Below are 17,129 nucleotides of genomic sequence, written 5' to 3' on the forward strand. Positions count from 1 at the left end.
GGCCGGTGCGCGCAAACCGCGCTGACCGGCCACGTCACGTCAGGGGTGCAGCCAGACCTCGCAACCGCCCACGTCCTGCTTCTGGCCACCGGCGGCATAGCGGCGGGTGATCTCGGCCAGCCATTGCACGCGCTCGGGGCTGCTGCCCACCTGGTTGGGGCAGTTGACCAGCGCGGCCAGCGGCAGTCCCCCCAGTGCTGCGTCATCTGCAGCCAGCGATGCGAGCACGTCGTCCGATGCCCAGTCCGGAATCATCACGGCACGGCGGCCGGAGAAATACGGCAGCTCGGAGGACCAGTCCTGACCGAACGCGACCACCACGCCCTGCGCCGGGGTGCCGGTCCGGATGGCCTCGGCGATCTGCGAAACCGGTGTCGGCTCGCGCGCTTCCTTGATGTCCTTCAGCGACTTCACCAGGCCAAAGCCCACCGACAGCACGCACAGGAAGATCGCCAGTGCAACGCCACGGCGCGGCTTGCCCGCCGCTTCGGCCGTCAGCACCGTCGACCACAGCACCAGGCCGATGATCGACGTGGCGAACACGATATTGGCCGCCTGGTAGTAGGGATGGGCGATGTGCAGGTTGGTGAAGACCAGGAACGGCGCCAGGTAGGCCAGCAGCAGGATCCCCACCGCCGTGCGCGTGCGCTTCTGCCACAGCCCGGCGATGACGAAGACCAGGAAGATCCAGTTGGAGCCGATCGCACCGGAGAAGCGCTTCTTGAACACCGTGCCCCACCAGGTAGCCGGATCCAGGCGCTGCTGCAGGGTGCCGTAATTCCAGGTGGACAGTGCATCGGAGGTGATCTGCCGGCCCAGCGCCGACTGCGCCTTCAGCGCATCGGCATGCTGCAGCCACAGGCTGAGCGTGGCCAGCGCGGCAAGCGCGGACAGACCACCCCAGAACAGCAGCTGCCAATGCTGCTGCAGCCACCGCGGGCGCCAACCGTGCTCGTGCAGGGCCAGCCACAGGAAGGCCAGCGCAACGAACGCGGCAAAGCCGAAGAACGAGGTGACCTTGATGGCCGCCGACAGCACCGCCGCGACGATGGCGACCAGGCCCACCCACACGCGCGGCTGGCTGCGCAGGCGTGCCATCGCCCAGACAAAGAGCAGGCCGAAGAACACCGCGCTGGACTCCATCATCACCGAGCGCCCCCAGAACTGCGCGTACGGTGAGACGGCGAATGCGCCGGCCACGCACAGCGCCAGCGTGCGGTCAGGGCGCCATGCCAGCAGCGTGCGATAGACCAGCCAGATGCAGCCGGCATGGAAGACGGTGGAGACCAGCCGCCCGCTGTTGTCGGCACTCATGCCGGTGACGCTGGACAGCAACGCCGCCAGCCACTGGTAGAACGGGAACTCGAAGGGGATCGACCAGGGCGCGCCCAGCACCGGGGTCACGTAGTCCAGCCAGGGCCCGCCACGTAGCAACCAGTCGATCGACAGGGCAGTCTGCGTCTGCCGGAAACCGGAGGCATCGACCGGGGGCATCGACCAGCTGCAGCCCAGCAGGACCAGCAGCGCGATTACCGAAAACCACAACAGGATCTTGCCCGGCAACAGGCTGCGGTCTGGGTTGCTTTCCTGGGTCACGCCTGTTGCTCCTGGCTGTGGCCGCCCACGGCAGGGCGCGCTTCACGGGCGCGCAGTGTCTGTGTTGGCACGCGGGAGTGCAAGCCGCTGCACGCGGCTGCGGCTCAGCCCAGCGGTGGCAGCGGCGCCTTCGGCGGCTCGGCGTGGCTGACTTCGGTGGCCGCGACCGGTGCGGCCTCGCCCTCGCCCGCCGGTTCCTGCTCCACCGGATCGACGTCGAACGGCGTGCGGAACACCAGCGACGGCAGCAGCGTGGTCAGTGCGGCGTACAGCAGCAGCGCGCCGAACAGCACTGCGGGTATCTGGAAGCGCTCGCGCATGATCGCCGCCAGCACCAGGGTGAAGATCAGGGTCGGGGCCAGCGCCAGCGAGACCCGCAGGCTGCTGCGGAAGCTCTCGCCGAACATCACCCGGCGCTGCAGCCAGACCACGCCGATGCGCAGCGGCAGCACCACCAGGGTGATCACGATGCCCAGCCCCAGCGCCTCGAAGCTCAACGCTTCGCTGGGCACCTTGGTGCCCGCGTTGAAGAAGTAGAACGGCACGAAGAACGAGGCGAACAGACGCAGCGCGTGCAGGTTCTCGTGCGAGGCCAGCAGCGGCATGCGCTGGTGCAGCAGGCGCGCGACCAGGCCGGCGATGAATGCCCCCACCAGGTAGTACACACCCAGCAGGTAGGTGATGTAAGCCGCCACCATGCCGACCATCACCAGCAGCGAGAACTCCGAGCCCGGCGCGTGCGGCGCCACCCAGCGGCCCAGCGCGATGAACAGCAGCGGCAGGCCGACCATCATCGCCAGCAGCGCCAGGCTGGACAGCGCCATGTGGCCCGGATCGCCGGCCTGCAGCACGATGAACAAGGCAGCCAGCGCCAGCAGCTCACCGGCGATGGCCTTGCTGGTCACCCAGAACCGTTCGTCCTCACTCAGGCCCAGCCGCGACAGCGAGTCCATGATGAAACCGGTGGAGGGCGTCAGCAGCGCCAACGCCAGCAGCCCGGCGGCCTGCCACGGCAAACCTGCGTAACGCCAGGCCAACCAGCCGACGCCGAACAGCGTGCCGGTACGGATGACCAGATGTGCCAGCAGCGGCCACATACCCCGGCGCAGCGCCTGCAGATCCACTTCCAGGCCGGCGAACAGGAACAGCGAGGAAATGCCCAGGGTGGCCAGCAGTCCGATCACCGCATCATGTGCCTGATCCCCCAGCCAGAGCATGCCGATGATGCCGAACAGCAGGCAGGTCAACGGGGCAGGCAGGCTGAAACGCTGCAACGCACGTGGGATCACCAGCAGCGCGAAGATCAGCAACAGGTAGATCAGTTCATGGCTCATGGGGTCTTCCGTGGGGTTGGAACGCGCGCAGGATGCGCGCGCTGAACCGATCCGGCAAGCCATTTTCAAATGACCCCGGTTACCTCATCCGATCATCGCGTCGGCCAGCGCCCCCACCCGTGCAAGCACCGCTGCGCGCTGATCGTCATCGACCGACGCGCCCTGCAGATAGGCGGTGACCACCCACGCTGCGCCGCCCGCATGCGGCCACAGCACGGCAATGTCGTTGCGCGTGTCATCACCGTTGCTGCCGGTCTTGTCCCCCACCCGCCAGCGCTTGCCCAGCCCGGCGCGCAGGCAGGCATCGCCGGTCTGGTTGTCGATGAGCCAATCAGTGAACTGCTGGCGCGATGCCGGCTGCAGGCCATTGCCCACCGCGAAGCGGGCCAAGCTAGTGGCCATCGCGGCCGGGCTAGTGGTATCGCGCGGGTCTCCCTTCGCGAACAGATTCACGTCCGGCTCGTTGCGGTCATTGCGGGTAACGCTGTCGCCCTGCCCGCGCAGGAATGCCGTCAGCGCCGACGGCCCGCCCACCACCTCCAGCAGCAGGTTGGCCGCCGTGTTGTCGCTGGTGGTCAGCGTGCCCCGGCACAGGTCGCGCACCGTCAGGTCCTTGCCCACATGGCGGCGCGCCACCGGGGCGTAGGACAGCAGATCCTTTTCGGCGATGGGCACACGTGTGTCGAGCGAAACGCGGCCTGCATCGGCAAGGCTCAGCACATGGGCAACCAGCATCGACTTGAACGTGCTGCACATCGGGAAGCGCTCGTCCTGACGATGTCCGCCGATGCGACGGCCGTTACCGGTGTTCAGGACGGTGACGCCCAGACGGCCACCGCTGGCTTTCTCCAGCGCGGCGAAATCGGCGGCGCCGGCAATGGCGGCGTTCGCAGCGGATATGCCGGACGATGGGGAAACAGCTCGCGCCAACGCCGGGGCAAGCAGCGAGGAAGCAACGGCAGCACCACTGAACTGCAGCAATCGGCGACGGGCGAGCATAGGGGTTCTCCTGGTGACCGCTCAATTATTGGCGCCTCCCCTGCAGCCGACCAGCGCGAAGAATAATGGCAAGCCATAAGTTGAACTCATGCCTGTCGTAATCAACTTGTTGAGATTTACGAAATTCCTTATTGAACGGTAGGATCAGCCATCACCCTGGCTCACGGCTTTCCGATGCTGCACCCGACCCTGCCGCTCAACGCGCTGCGTGCTTTTGAAGCCGCCGCCCGCCATCAGAACTTCACCCGTGCCGCGCTCGAGTTGTGCGTCAGCCAGGCCGCGCTGAGCCACCAGATCCGGGGCCTGGAAGACCGGCTCGGCATCCGCCTGTTCCATCGCCTGCCGCGCGGCGTGGCGCTGACCGATGAAGGCGCAGCACTGTATCCGGTGCTCAACGAATCGTTCGAACGCATCTCGGCCAGCATCGCGCGCTACACCGGCGGGCCGGCCCGCGAAGTGCTGACGCTGGGGGTGGTCGGCACCTTCGCCACCGGTTGGCTGCTGCCACGGCTGGCCGCATTCGAGGCCGCGCATCCGGACATCGAGCTGCGCCTGCAGACCCACAACAACCGCATCGACCTGGCCGGCGAGGGGCTGGATCTGGCCATCCGCTTCGGTGATGGCGACTGGCAGGGCCAGGCCTGCACGGCGATCCTCAATGCGCCCTTCGCGCCGCTGTGCGCCCCGGCATTGGCGCGGCGGCTGAAGCAGCCGCGCGACCTGGCCACGCTGCCGTTGCTGCGTTCCTATCGCAGCGACGAATGGCCGCGCTGGCTGCAGGCGGCCGGCGTCAGCGGCGTGGAAGCACGTGGGCCGGTGTTCGATTCCTCGCTGACGGTGGCGATGGCCGCCGCCGGCGGTGCCGGCGTGGCCTTGCTGCCGCTGCGCATGTTCGAGCAGGAACTGGCCGAAGGCCGCCTGCTGCAGCCGTTCGGCACCACGCTGGAGCTGGGCCGATATTGGCTGACGCGGCTACGCTCGCGCGCCGAGCGCGAGCCGGCCAAGCGCTTCCGCGAGTGGCTGCAGGCGCAGGGCGCGTAGGCAGTGCCGGCCGCTGGCCGGCAATCCCTTGATCGTTGTGGGCGCATCGCGCTGCCGGCCAGCGGCCGGCACTACCGGTCAGGACTCGAGCAGTTCCATCCAGGCCGCTTCGGCCTTTTCCAGCTGCGCGGCAGCGGTTTCGCGGTCACGGCCGATCACCGCCATGCGGCTGGCATCGGCATAGTTGGCCGGGTCGGCGAGTTGGCGGTCCAGCTCGGCCAGCACACCTTCCAGCTCGGCCACCTTGGCCTCGGCGGCGGCCAGCTTGTGCGGGTTCACGGGCTTCTTCTGCACCACCTGTGCCACCGGGGCGGTCTTGACCACCACCGGCTCTTCCACCTGCTCCATGCGGGCCTTCGTGCCCTGCGCCTGCGGACGGGTGCGCAGCCACGCGGCGTATGCATCCAGGTCACCGTCGAACGGCTCGACCACGCCATCGGCCACGCGCCAGTAGGTATCGCAGACCAGGCCGATCAGGTGGCGGTCATGCGAGACCATCACGATCGCGCCTTCGAAGGTGGCCAGCGCTTCGGCCAGCGCTTCGCGCATTTCCAGGTCAAGGTGGTTGGTCGGTTCGTCCAGCAGCAGCACGTTCGGCTGCTGCCAGGCGATCAGCGCCAGCGCCAGGCGCGCGCGCTCGCCACCGGAGAAACCATCGACCGGCTCGAACGCACGGTCGCCGGGGAAATTCCACTTGCCAAGGAAATCGCGGAACGACTGGTTCGGCGCATCCGGCGCAATCTCGCGGAAGTGCTCCATCGGCGACTGGCCTTCGTGCAGCGACTCCACCGTGTGCTGGGCGAAGTAGCCGATCTTCAGGTCCGGGTGCGCCATGCGCTCACCGACGATCGGCGCCAGTTCACCCACCAGGGTCTTCACCAGGGTGGTCTTGCCGGCGCCGTTCGGGCCGAGCAGGCCAATGCGCTGGCCCGCTTCCAGGCCGAAGCCGACGTTGTGCAGGATCACTGCGTCCTGGCCATAGCCGGCCTCGACGTGATTCAGGCGGATCAGCGAGAACGGCAGCTTGGCCGGCGGCGCAAACTCGATGCGGAACTCGCGTTCGGCGCGCACCGCTTCGGTGCCGGCCAGCTTGGCCAGGCGCTTCATGCGGCTCTGCGCCTGCGCGGCCTTGCTGGCCTGCGCCTTGAAGCGGTCGATGAAACTCTGCAGGTGGGCACGCTCGGCCTGCTCCTTCTCGTGCGCGATCTGCTGCTGGCGCAGCTGTTCGGCGCGCTGGCGCTCGAAATCGGTGTAGCCGCCCGGGTAGAGCTTGGCGCCGCCGCCGTGCAGGTGCAGGGTGTGGGTGGCCACGTTGTCGAGGAACTCGCGGTCATGCGAGATCAGCAGCAGGGTGCCCGGGTACTTCAGCAGCCACTGTTCCAGCCAGTACACCGCGTCCAGATCGAGGTGGTTGGTCGGTTCGTCGAGCAGCAGCAGGTCGCTGGGCATCATCAGCGCGCGGGCCAGGTTCAGGCGCACGCGCCAGCCACCGGAGAACGAGGACACCGCGCGGTGGTGGGTCTCGGCCGGGAAACCAAGGCCGTGCAACAGCTTGCCGGCGCGCGCTTCGGCGTCGTAGGCGCCCATCTCGGCCATCTTCGTGTGTGCGTTGGCCACCGCCTCCCAGTCTTCGCGGGCGGTCGCCTCGGCCTCTTCGGCCAGCACCGCGGCCACCTCGGTATCGCCGCCCAGCACGAAGCTCAGCGCCGGGTCCGGCAGCGACGGAGTTTCCTGGGCCACGCTGGCGATACGGACCTTGCCGGGCAGGTCGACGTCACCCTTGTCGGCCTCCAGTTCGCCCTTCACCGCCGCGAACAGGCTGGATTTGCCAGCACCGTTGCGGCCGACCACACCTACCCGGTAACCGGCGTGCAGGGTCAGGTCGACATTGGACAACAGCAGCCGCTCGCCGCGGCGCAAGGCGAAATTACGAAGGGAGATCATCGGGGAAGGGGTCCATATAACCGGATGGAATGTGCTGGTGAGCACTGTTCCTGCGACGCAATTCTAGCGTTAACGAATACTTGACGCGTCCCGGGATGCGCAGTGGCCGACGTTCCTCTCTCCCACGTCCTCGCCGCGCGCGTCCCGGGTCTCCTCCCCGCCGATGCCTGTCCGGGCTAAATGGTTGCTGCTGCAACGTTTTTTCCGATGACCGGCATTTGACAGGCACTGAATATCCCGTTAATTGCTGTATTGCGCACCGCAACAACCGCCGTCCGCCTCACCCACGTGATGTCGATTCCGGTGCCGCCCCCGCCAACCGGAGCCCATCCCGATGACCCGCAAGACCAGCCTGATCGCCGCCGCCGTCGCTGTCGCACTCGGTGGCTCTCCGTTCGTCGCCGCCGCCCAGCAGGCCGGCACCGCCGCCAATACCCTGGACACCGTGATCGTCACCGGCACCCGCGTGGCCGACCGCACCGTCGCCGAATCGCAGTCGCCGATCGACATCATCACCCCCGAAGCGCTGCAGTCCACCGGCACCAGCGAACTGGCCACCGCCCTTTCACGCGCCCTGCCCTCACTGAACTTCCCGCGCCCGGCACTGACCGACGGCACCAGCGGCGTGCGCCCGGCGCAACTGCGCGGCCTGTCGCCGGACCAGGTGCTGGTGCTGGTCAACGGCAAGCGCCGCCACACCTCAGCGATGATCAACGTCAACGGCAGCATCGGTCGCGGCTCGTCTGCGGTGGACATCAACGCGATCCCGATCGCCGCGATCGAGCGCGTGGAAGTGCTGCGCGACGGCGCGTCGGCGCAGTACGGCTCGGACGCCATTGCCGGCGTCATCAACATCGTGCTCAAGGGCAGCGGCAGTGGCGGCAGCCTGGCCGTGGACTACGGCCAGTACTCCGCCGGCGACGGCAACAAGTACCAGCTTTCCGGCGATACCGGCGTCGAGTTCGGCAACGGCCGAGGCCGCGTGCACGTGGCCGGCCAGATCAGCCAGCAGGATGAAAGCAACCGCGCCGGCCCGTACCGCGGCACCACGCCGAACACCGGCAACTTCCCCAGCATCGGCCAGAAGACCTTCATCGTCGGCGACCCGCGCGTGGATGCCACTGCTGCGTCGGCCAACGCCAGCTTCGACTTCAGCGACCACGTGACCGGCTACGCCAGCGCGCTGCTCAGCAATCGCGACATCACCTCGTTTGCGTTCTACCGTTCGCGCAACCACAGCGGGCAGAGCGCGCTGCTGGCGCAGACCTATCCGGACGGCTACGTGCCGGAGATCAACCAGTATTCCAAGGACCGCTCGCTGGTGGCCGGGGTCAAGGGCAACACCGACAGCGGCTGGACCTGGGACCTGAGCCTGAACCACGGCGAGAACACCCTCGATTTCCACACCCGCAACAGCATCAACTACAGCCTCGGTGCGACCAGCCCGCGCTCGTTCTACGACGGCACGCTGAAGTACCAGCAGGACATCTTCAACGCCGACCTGACCAAGTCGCTGGACTGGGGCCTTGCCTACCCGGTCACGCTGTCCTTCGGCGGTGAGTACCGCAAGGAGAAGTGGGACCAGAACCCGGGCGAACTGAACTCGTACACCGGCAGCGGCGCGCAGGGCTTCGCCGGCTTCACCCCGACCAATGAAGTGCATGCCGACCGCCACAACTACGCGGTCTATGCGGGCCTGGAAGCGGACCTGACCGAGAAGTTCTCGGCCGGCATCACCGGCCGCTACGAGGACTACTCAGACTTCGGCGACCGCTTCTCCGGCAAGCTGTCGGCGCGCTATGCGTTCACCGACAAGGTCGCGCTGCGTGCCACTGCCTCCAGCGGCTTCCGTGCACCGTCGCTGGCGCAGCAGGGCTACCAGGCGGTCACCAGCCAGTTCCTCAACGGCGTGTTCGTCGAGCGCGGCACCTTCCCGACCACCAGCCCGGCCGCGCAGGCACTGGGCGCCTCGCCGCTGAAGGCCGAGACCTCCACCTCCTACAGCCTGGGCCTGGTACTGCAGCCGGTCGACCGCCTGTACATCACCGTCGATGCGTACCAGATCGACATCGATGACCGCATCGCGCTGTCGTCCAGCATCACTACCAACGCGGCCTCCAGTGCCCTGCTGGCCGGGTTGGGCCTGCCGCAGGTGACTGCGTTCTCGTACTTCACCAACGGCCTGGATACGCGCACCCGTGGCGTCGACTTCGTGTCCAGCTACACGGTGCCGTTCAGCGCCAGCAGCCTGGAGCTGACCGCCGCCTACAGCTACAACGACACCGAAGTGCGCCGTGTCGGCGGCACTCCGGCGGTGTTCGGCACCCTGGGCCTGACCCAGTCGCTGATCGGCCGTGATGAGATCGGTCGCATCGAGGACAGCTACCCGCGCGACAAGGCGATCCTGAGCGGCACCTGGCGTTCGGACCACTGGGAACTGGGCCTGGCCGCAACCCGCTACGGCAAGTTCACCGTGCGCAACTCGGCAACCGCGCTGCGCGACCAGACCTACGGCGATGCCTGGGTGGTGGATGCCTCGGCCAGCTACAAGCCGAGCAGCAACTGGACCCTGACCGTGGGCGCCGACAACCTGCTGGACAAGTACCCGGACCGCACCGAAGACCTGCAGAACTCCACCTTCGGCATGCTGCCGTACAGCAACTACTCGCCGTTCGGCTTCAACGGCGCGTATGTGTACGGGCGGATCAAGTACACCTGGTAAGCGGTAATGGGGGCGCCGTGCCCTGCCCGGCGCTGCTCCACACACCGCCGGCGACCTCGGGGCAGGCGCGGTCCTGACCGTATATCGTTGCCGGCTCCTGCACCCGGTTTCCAGGCTGTGCTCTGTTGCACGCGCCTCATAGGCCGTCCCGTGCATAATCAGCGGACCAACGAAGGAGCCGCTCCGTGAGGAGAGCCTGCATCACTCGCCGCCATGTGTACGCTGCGCTCGCGTGGGTTGCGCTGGCGGCCCCCCTGTCAGGGTGTTCAGGAGATCACGTGAAACCCAGCTATTCCAAATCGAGCCTAGAGCCGGTCGTCGTCACCCAGCTCTCCGCGTCGAAGCTCCAGGTCCAGTTCAATGAACCGATGGAAAGCATGTATTACGCGGCAGGGATGAGCTATGTCGTGGAAGGGGACACCATGAAAGTCGTTGTCGATCGCTGTCCCATATCCGGCCAATGCACAACCATGCTGCGGCGCGACGTGAAGCCCGGACCTGCTGGCCCGGCCCGTCAGGAAATTCCCTTGATGGCGCCGCGCGTGGTGATGCTGTACGCCGATGGCGAAACACAGATTTTTCCGTAAGGGCATCCCATGAGCGACAAGGTTGTCCTCGGCATCCATAGTCACGTAGACCCCAATACACAGGGGTCGTTCAATCAGTTCGTGGACGGCCACGCCTGGATCTCGGTGACGCGAAACGGCCATACGACGTTCCATGGCCTGTGGCCAGACAACCATCCACTCGTTGAGGACAATGGTCCAGGTTCGGACATCCGCGAAGGCATGGAAGCCCGGGCCACATCTTCGGCCTCACGCTATTACGAATTGACTCCCGAGCAGGTCAAGCGACTTGACCAGGCCTTGGGCGAAAATGTCACCTGGTCATATGGCAATACCTGCGCATCGTGGGCGACCAGTACCGTGAACAAGGTTACTGGGCAGTCCCTGGATGCAGGCGAACTGCTGTTCACCGATACGCCGCGGGAGCTGATCGAGTCCATTCGCAAGGCAGAGCGCGTGCGGCCCACCAGTCCTTCGCAGCCGCAACCGGCAACCGAACGGCCGGAAACCAGCATCCCATCGCTGAGCGATGCCTCGGCATCGCTTCACCAGCAGGCACTCGCCGGCGTCCATGCGCTGGACGCATCGCTGGGTCGCACATCTGATGAATCCAGCCAACGCATGGCGGCCAGCCTCACCCAACTTGCCCGGGCACAAGGTCTGGAACGGATCGACCATGTGGTATTGGGCTTGCCGACTGGTCAGCCCCCAAGGCCGGAGAACATCTTCGTCATTCAAGGAGCCTTGGATGACCCGGGCCATCTGCGTGCCCCCATCAACATTGAAACGGCCCTTCAGCCATCCGTTGCGGAGTCGCTGCGGCAGATTCATCAGTTGGACAAGCAGTTGGCCGCCTCGCCGCAGCAGGCCGAGCCTGCCCTTGAAGAGACCCAGCGCCGGCAGATGGTGTGATCATCGACGGCTACGCCTGGAGCCCCCCATAGGTAGGCACCATTCGGCCCGCCAGGGCCTGCCATCTCTCAACAAGGCTTGATATCTCGCCCGTACAAGCCGCCCACGCAACGATCCGATACGCTGGCCGGGTTTGCCGTATCTGGCCTCATCGGTGAAAATCGGGGCACCCCCGATTTCCTGCGAGTGCCGATGCACCATGACACCGACCTGATCAACATCGTGGCCGTTGGCCTGGGGCTCGCCTTCATCTTCGGCGCGCTGGCCAACAAGCTCCGCTTGTCTCCCCTGGTCGGTTACCTGGTTGCTGGCATCTGCGTAGGCCCGTTCACCCCCGGCTTCGTCGCCGACCAGGCGCTGGCCAACCAGCTGGCCGAACTGGGCGTGATGCTGCTGATGTTCGGCGTCGGCCTGCACTTCTCGCTGAAGGACCTGATGGCGGTCAAGGCCATCGCCATCCCCGGCGCCATCGGCCAGATCGCGGTGGCCACCCTGCTCGGCTGGGGCGTGGCCTCGCTGATGGGCTGGCCGGCCATTCACGGTGTCATCTTTGGTTTCTCGCTGGCCACGGCCAGTACCGTAGTACTGCTGCGGGCGATGGAGGAACGCCGTCTGCTGGAAACCATGCGCGGCAAGATCGCGGTCGGCTGGCTGATCGTGGAAGACCTGGCCTGCGTGCTGGCACTGGTGATGATGCCGGTGATGGCCGGTGTGTTCGGCCCCGACGCGGCCAAGGAGTCGCACTCGCTGGGCAGCGTGCTGGCCGACATCGGCTGGACCTTCGTGCAGCTGGGCCTGTTCGTGGCGGTGATGCTGGTGGTCGGGCGCCGGGTCATCCCTTGGATCCTCGAACGTATCGCCGGTACCGGTTCGCGCGAACTGTTCACCCTGTCGGTGCTGGCAATCGCGCTGGGGGTGGCGTTCGGCTCGGCGATGCTGTTCGGCGTCTCGTTCGCGCTGGGCGCGTTCTTCGCCGGCATGCTGCTCAACGAATCGGAACTGAGCCACAAGGCCGCGCACGATTCGCTGCCGCTGCGCGATGCGTTCGCGGTGTTGTTCTTCGTCTCGGTCGGCATGCTGTTCGACCCCAACATCCTCGTCCAGCATCCGTGGCAGGTGCTGGCCACGGTGCTGATCATCATGTTCGGCAAGTCGGCAGCCGCGTTCTTCATCGTGCGTGCGTTCGGCCACCCGACCAGCACTGCGCTGACCATCTCGGCCAGCCTCGCCCAGATCGGCGAGTTCGCCTTCATCATCGCCGGCCTCGGCGTGGCGCTGCAGATCCTGCCGAAGGAAGGCCAGTCGCTGGTGCTGGCCGGCGCGCTGGTATCGATCATGCTCAACCCGCTGGTGTTCGGCCTGCTCGACCGATGGCAGGCCAAACAGGAAAAGCAGCCGCAAACGCCGGAGCCGGAGGAGGCGACCGGCCCGTCGCGCGACCTGCATGACCATGCCATCGTGATCGGCTATGGCCGGGTGGGCAGCGAGCTGGCCCAGGTACTGCGCGATCGCGGCGTGCCGGTGCTGGTGATCGATGACAACAAGGAGCACGTCGAGCAGGCGCACGCCAGGGGCCTGGCAGCGATCCGTGGCAGCGCCGCCGCCGACCGGGTGCTGGCCGAGGCCCATCCGGAGCGGGCCAAGATCGCAGTGCTGGCGATCCCACAGCCGCTGGAAGCCGGCGAGGCACTGGCCAAGCTGCGTGCGATCAACCCGGACCTGACCCTGCTGGCACGTGCGCACAGCGATGCCGAAGTGAAGCATCTGCTGGAGCACGGTGCCGATGGCACGGTGATGGCCGAGCGCGAGCTGGCCTATTCGCTGGCGGAGATGATCATGTCCACGCCGCCGTACCGGAACCTGAGGCAGCACAACATTCCTGTTGTATGAGGGGTGTGCTTGCGGCAGGGCTTGCAGCCCTGCACCTGCCCAAACAACGGCAACGGCAACGACAAGAGCAAAAGCTGGCATTCCGTGGGATCGCGGGGTGGGTCCGCTTGCAGCGGCCGCTGCAAGTACGTCCATGTAAGCTCGGTCGCCGCTTGCTCGTGTGCGCAATCCTGCGCACACGGCAAGACCGGGGTTGGGCGTCCTGCCCAACCCGCCCGAGGCATGCCTCGGGCCCATGCGGCTCACGCCCCCGCAAGCGGCCCCACCCCGCCTTCGACAATTTCCCGCGTTCTGCAGTAGATCCACGCCATGCGTGGATGCTGTTTGATGAACTGTCGGAATGTTCGATTCCGATGGTGATCCATCCACGCATGGCGTGGATCTACCAGGATTGATGCCGACCGTCGGCACATGGGGTCAGATCTGTTTTCCACAGGAAAACGGATCTGACCCCGGAAACAAAAAAATCCCCGGTCGACCCGCATCGACCGGGGATCTGGATCGCCACATTGCCACGCCTTGGAGAGGCAGTTCCACCCTAGCGCATCGCGTGGCCGGCGGTGATCGCCTGTGGCGATGACGACCAAGCGCGTGGCTATCAGGCGGCGGCCAGGGCCTGCTCCAGGTCGGCGCGCAGGTCGCCGATGTGTTCGATGCCGATCGACAGCCGCACGGTGTCCTCACTGACGCCGGCCTTGGCCAGCTCCGCGGCATCCAGCTGGCGATGGGTGGTCGAGGCCGGATGGGTGGCCAGTGACTTCGCATCACCCAGGTTGACCAGGCGGGTGAACAGCTTCAGGGCATCGAGGAAGCGCGCGCCGGCTTCACGGCCGCCGGGCAGGCCGAAGGTCAGTACGCCCGAGCCGTGCCCACCCAGATAGCGCTGCGCGGCGCCATGCTCGGGATCGTCGGCCAATCCCGCGTAACGCACCCAGGCGACCTTGTCGTGCGCCTTCAGGAACTGCGCGACGGCCAGTGCATTGGCGTTGATGCGCTCCATGCGCAGGGCCAGGGTTTCGATGCCCTGCAGGATCAGGAACGCATTGAACGGCGACAACGCGGCACCGGTATTGCGCAGCGGGACCACCCGCGCCCGGCCGATGTAGGCCGCCGGCCCCAGTGCTTCGGTATAGACCACGCCGTGGTAACTGGGGTCGGGTTGGTTGAGGCGGGCGAAACGCTTCGGCTGCGCCGCCCAGTCGAAGCGGCCGGAGTCGATGATTGCACCGCCGAGGCTGTTGCCGTGGCCACCCAGGTACTTGGTCAGCGAGTGCACGACGATGTCGGCACCGTGCTCGAACGGGCGCAGCAGGAACGGCGTGGCCACGGTGTTGTCGACGATCAGCGGCACACCCGCGGCATGCGCGACCTCGGCAATGGCGGCGATGTCGGTGACGTTGCCGCGCGGGTTGCCGATCGATTCGACGAACACCGCCTTGGTGCGCTCGTCGATCAGCGCGGCGAACGCAGAAGGATCGGCCGGGTCGGCGAAGCGCGCCTGGATGGCATACTGCGGCAGCGTGTGTGCCAGCAGGTTGAGGCTGCCGCCATACAGCGCGCTGGAGGCGACGATGTTGTCACCGGCCTCGGCGATGGTCTGGAGGGCATAGGTGATCGCGGCCTGCCCCGAGGCCAGCGCCAGCGCACCGATGCCACCTTCCAGTGCGGCCAGGCGTTGCTCCAGCACGTCGGTGGTAGGGTTCATGATGCGAGTGTAGATATTGCCGGGCACCTTCAGGTCGAACAGATCGGCGCCGTGCTGGGTGTCATCGAAGGCATACGCCACGGTCTGGTAGATCGGCACCGCCACCGCGCGGGTGGTCGGGTCGGGACGGTAGCCACCGTGCACGGCCAGGGTTTCCAGTTGCCACTGCGGTTCGCTCATTGCACCAGGCTCCATCCGGGGAAACCGCCACCATAGGCCAGCCCGCGCCCGCCACTGAAAGCCACTGGCGATGACGCCCGTACCGGCGGTTATCAGGTTGGCCGCGATTCAGGCAGTCGTCATGGGGCGCTGCTAGGCTGCGCCGCCGGGCGCTGCTGCCCGGGCACGGAGGCCCCACCCATGCAGCCATCGCCCTGGCATCCCACCACCAGCAGTTCGCCTACGTCGGTCATGCTGGTAGAGGACGACCGTCGCCTGGCCGAACTGGTGAGCGACTACCTCCACCAGCATGGCTTCGCCGTGCAGCACATCGCACGCGGCGATCTGGCCGGCGCGGCCTGCCGCCAGCACGCGCCGGAGCTGGTGGTGCTGGACCTGATGCTGCCCGGCCTGGGCGGCATCGACGTGTGCCGCCAGATCCGCAGCTTCTCCGATGTGCCGATCCTGATGCTGACCGCCTGCGAGGACGACATCGAACAGGTGCTGGGCCTGGAATCGGGCGCCGACGACTATGTGCACAAGCCCATCGAACCACGCCTGCTTCTGGCCCGGCTGCGCGCCCTGCTGCGCCGCCGCCACGGCAGCAGCAACACCGGCACGCCCAGCCGGCTGATGCACGGTGAACTGCTGATCGACCGCATGCAGCGTGAGGTACACCTGCACGGTGCCACGGTGGACGTGGGCACCACCGAATTCGAGATCCTGTGGCTGCTGGCCAGCCAGCCGGGGCAGATCCTGTCCCGTGACCAGATCCTGCAGGCGGTGCGCGGTATCGGCTTCGACGGCCTGGACCGCAGCGTTGACGTCTGCATCGGCAAGCTGCGTCGCAAGCTCGGCGACGATGCGCGCGAGCCGCGGCGGATCAAGACCGTGTGGGGCCGCGGCTACCAGTTCAATCCGTCGGCCTGGACGGCATGAAGCGGCTGTTCCTGTGGCTGTGGTTCATCACCGGCGCCTGTTTCCTGGCCTCGGTGTTCTTTCTCAACCGGGTGCTCGACAGCATCTATACGCCCGTGCAGGATCGCGTTTTCGTCCAGCAGGTGCGCGGGCAGGTGTACGCCCTGCGCAGCGGCCTGGCCGGCCTGGACGGTAGCCAGCAGCGTGAGCGCCTGCAGCAGTGGCAACCGCACTATGGCATCGCATTGACCCTGCTCGACAAGCCTCCCGCGCTGACCCCGCAGGAACAGGCAGCCGTGCAGGCCGATGGCTTCATCGTGCGCGATCAGTACCAGCAGGTCCTGCTGCCCATCGAAGGCATCGATGGTCGCTGGTTGCACCTGCGCGTGCCTGGCGCGGTGCAGATGACCACGTACATGACCATCGCGGCCTACCTCAGCATCCTGCTGCTGGTCGGCGCCAGCCTGTACGCCTGGGTACGCCTGCTCTGGCGCGATCTGGATGCCCTGCGCGTGCATGCCGACCGCATCGGCGCCGGCGATCTGCAGGCACGCGCGCAGGTCTCGCCACGCTCGCAGATCCGGGTCATCGTCGACCATTCCAACCGCATGGCCGCGCGCGTGGCCGAACTGGTACAGCGCCAGCGCGACCTGACCCATGCGATCTCCCACGAACTGCGTACGCCGATCGCGCGCGTGGCCTTCGGCCTGGACCTGATGCAGGACAGCGATGACCGCGAGCGCCGCGAACGACTGGCGCAGGGCCTGCATGGCGACCTGGCCGAGCTCAACCGGCTGGTCAGCGAACTGCTGGCCTACGAACGGCTGGAGCATCCCAGCGAGGGCGAACCGATGCAGCGGATCGAAGCCAACGACTGGCTGCAGGCCTGCCTGGCCGATGCCCGCCGCGATGCCGAACGTGCCGGCCTGGTGCTGCGCGTGCAGCCCAGCGCCCTGCCTCGGCTGGAAGCGGAACCGCGCCTGCTGCAGCTGGCGCTGAGCAATCTGGTCGGCAATGCCCTGCGCCACGCGCGCTCGCAGGTAGACGTGTCGCTGGTGAGTGTGGGCGGGCGCGCCTGCCTGCGCGTGGACGACGACGGCCCCGGCATCGCCGAGGCTGACCGCGAAAAGGTGGTCCGCCCGTTCACCCGCCTGGATGACAGCCGCAGCCGCGACACCGGCGGCTTCGGCCTGGGCCTGGCGATCGTCGGCCGCATTGCCGCACGCCACCACGGCGAACTGCGCATCGGTCGCGCCGCCCTCGGCGGCGCACGCCTGGAAATGCACTGGCCGCTGGCTGCCAGCTGAACGCCCACGGGCGCAATTACAGTTGATTACAACTCC

General features: G+C 66.9%; 12 protein-coding genes. 7 read left to right on the forward strand and 5 right to left on the reverse strand.

Going from position 1 to position 17,129, the window contains the following annotated elements:
- Nucleotides 1–39: 39 nt before the first annotated feature.
- The 3 genes from ACEPA4_RS15555 to blaL2 all read right to left on the reverse strand — a co-directional run bounded on the left by ACEPA4_RS15555 (nucleotide 40) and on the right by blaL2 (nucleotide 3,929).
- Nucleotides 40–1,596 (reverse strand): glycosyltransferase family 39 protein, encoded by a 1,557-nt coding sequence (locus ACEPA4_RS15555; protein WP_262090279.1) that lies wholly within the window; start codon nucleotides 1,594–1,596, stop codon nucleotides 40–42.
- 104 nt (nucleotides 1,597–1,700) lie between these two features.
- On the reverse strand, nucleotides 1,701–2,930 hold the full coding sequence (locus ACEPA4_RS15560; RefSeq protein WP_065178906.1) for a cation:proton antiporter: 1,230 nt from the start codon (nucleotides 2,928–2,930) through the stop codon (nucleotides 1,701–1,703).
- A gap of 84 nt (nucleotides 2,931–3,014) precedes the next feature.
- Nucleotides 3,015–3,929, reverse strand: a complete 915-nt coding sequence (gene blaL2, locus ACEPA4_RS15565; protein ID WP_262090278.1) for a L2 family extended-spectrum class A beta-lactamase — start codon at nucleotides 3,927–3,929, stop codon at nucleotides 3,015–3,017.
- Between the two features lie 174 nt (nucleotides 3,930–4,103).
- On the opposite strand from blaL2, the gene ampR reads away from it, so the two are divergent.
- Complete coding sequence (gene ampR, locus ACEPA4_RS15570; RefSeq protein ID WP_053501019.1) at nucleotides 4,104–4,970, forward strand: LysR family transcriptional regulator AmpR; 867 nt, start codon at nucleotides 4,104–4,106, stop codon at nucleotides 4,968–4,970.
- Between the two features lie 78 nt (nucleotides 4,971–5,048).
- On the opposite strand, the gene ACEPA4_RS15575 is transcribed toward ampR, so the two are convergent.
- The gene (locus tag ACEPA4_RS15575; RefSeq protein WP_005418533.1) at nucleotides 5,049–6,914 is read right to left on the reverse strand and encodes an ABC-F family ATP-binding cassette domain-containing protein; all 1,866 of its coding nucleotides are present in this window, start codon (nucleotides 6,912–6,914) and stop codon (nucleotides 5,049–5,051) included.
- Between the two features lie 334 nt (nucleotides 6,915–7,248).
- Here ACEPA4_RS15575 and ACEPA4_RS15580 point away from each other — a divergent pair, with 334 nt between their 5' ends.
- The 4 genes from ACEPA4_RS15580 (at nucleotide 7,249) to ybaL (ending at nucleotide 13,004) form a co-directional block, all read left to right on the forward strand.
- The gene (locus ACEPA4_RS15580; RefSeq protein ID WP_065178907.1) at nucleotides 7,249–9,636 is read left to right on the forward strand and encodes a TonB-dependent siderophore receptor; all 2,388 of its coding nucleotides are present in this window, start codon (nucleotides 7,249–7,251) and stop codon (nucleotides 9,634–9,636) included.
- 278 nt (nucleotides 9,637–9,914) lie between these two features.
- Entirely contained in the window at nucleotides 9,915–10,223 is a 309-nt protein-coding gene (locus ACEPA4_RS15585) for a hypothetical protein (RefSeq protein ID WP_005418535.1), read from the forward strand.
- A gap of 9 nt (nucleotides 10,224–10,232) precedes the next feature.
- Nucleotides 10,233–11,114: an XVIPCD domain-containing protein gene (locus tag ACEPA4_RS15590; RefSeq protein WP_005418536.1), complete on the forward strand. Its 882-nt coding sequence runs from the start codon at nucleotides 10,233–10,235 to the stop codon at nucleotides 11,112–11,114.
- Nucleotides 11,115–11,306: 192 nt separating this feature from the next.
- Nucleotides 11,307–13,004 carry a YbaL family putative K(+) efflux transporter gene (gene ybaL, locus ACEPA4_RS15595; RefSeq protein ID WP_065178909.1) on the forward strand — a complete coding sequence of 566 codons (1,698 nt, stop codon included), beginning with the start codon at nucleotides 11,307–11,309 and terminating at the stop codon, nucleotides 13,002–13,004.
- A 598-nt stretch (nucleotides 13,005–13,602) separates the two neighbouring features.
- Here the strand turns inward: ybaL and ACEPA4_RS15600 are convergent.
- Complete coding sequence (locus ACEPA4_RS15600; RefSeq protein ID WP_065178910.1) at nucleotides 13,603–14,889, reverse strand: O-acetylhomoserine aminocarboxypropyltransferase/cysteine synthase family protein; 1,287 nt, start codon at nucleotides 14,887–14,889, stop codon at nucleotides 13,603–13,605.
- A gap of 180 nt (nucleotides 14,890–15,069) precedes the next feature.
- Between ACEPA4_RS15600 and ACEPA4_RS15605 the strand changes: the two genes are divergently transcribed.
- Together ACEPA4_RS15605 and ACEPA4_RS15610 are read left to right on the forward strand one after the other, a co-directional pair.
- Nucleotides 15,070–15,807 (forward strand): response regulator transcription factor, encoded by a 738-nt coding sequence (locus tag ACEPA4_RS15605; RefSeq protein ID WP_005418539.1) that lies wholly within the window; start codon nucleotides 15,070–15,072, stop codon nucleotides 15,805–15,807.
- Nucleotides 15,804–17,093 carry an ATP-binding protein gene (locus tag ACEPA4_RS15610; protein ID WP_065178912.1) on the forward strand — a complete coding sequence of 430 codons (1,290 nt, stop codon included), beginning with the start codon at nucleotides 15,804–15,806 and terminating at the stop codon, nucleotides 17,091–17,093. The genes ACEPA4_RS15605 and ACEPA4_RS15610 overlap by 4 nt, the downstream gene beginning before the upstream one ends.
- Nucleotides 17,094–17,129: the final 36 nt, after the last annotated feature.

It is taken from the genome of Stenotrophomonas sp. P2112 (assembly GCF_041897515.1).
Taxonomy (GTDB): Bacteria; Pseudomonadota; Gammaproteobacteria; order Xanthomonadales; family Xanthomonadaceae; genus Stenotrophomonas; species Stenotrophomonas sepilia.

Coding starts and splice junctions, on each gene's coding strand:
- ACEPA4_RS15600 (WP_065178910.1), bottom strand. CDS start 14,889: ATGAGCGAACCGCAGTGGCAACTGGAAACCCTGGCCGTGCACGGTGGC.
- ACEPA4_RS15590 (WP_005418536.1), top strand. CDS start 10,233: ATGAGCGACAAGGTTGTCCTCGGCATCCATAGTCACGTAGACCCCAAT.
- ACEPA4_RS15575 (WP_005418533.1), bottom strand. CDS start 6,914: ATGATCTCCCTTCGTAATTTCGCCTTGCGCCGCGGCGAGCGGCTGCTG.
- ACEPA4_RS15580 (WP_065178907.1), top strand. CDS start 7,249: ATGACCCGCAAGACCAGCCTGATCGCCGCCGCCGTCGCTGTCGCACTC.
- blaL2 (WP_262090278.1), bottom strand. CDS start 3,929: ATGCTCGCCCGTCGCCGATTGCTGCAGTTCAGTGGTGCTGCCGTTGCT.
- ybaL (WP_065178909.1), top strand. CDS start 11,307: ATGCACCATGACACCGACCTGATCAACATCGTGGCCGTTGGCCTGGGG.
- ACEPA4_RS15605 (WP_005418539.1), top strand. CDS start 15,070: ATGCAGCCATCGCCCTGGCATCCCACCACCAGCAGTTCGCCTACGTCG.
- ACEPA4_RS15610 (WP_065178912.1), top strand. CDS start 15,804: ATGAAGCGGCTGTTCCTGTGGCTGTGGTTCATCACCGGCGCCTGTTTC.
- ACEPA4_RS15560 (WP_065178906.1), bottom strand. CDS start 2,930: ATGAGCCATGAACTGATCTACCTGTTGCTGATCTTCGCGCTGCTGGTG.
- ampR (WP_053501019.1), top strand. CDS start 4,104: ATGCTGCACCCGACCCTGCCGCTCAACGCGCTGCGTGCTTTTGAAGCC.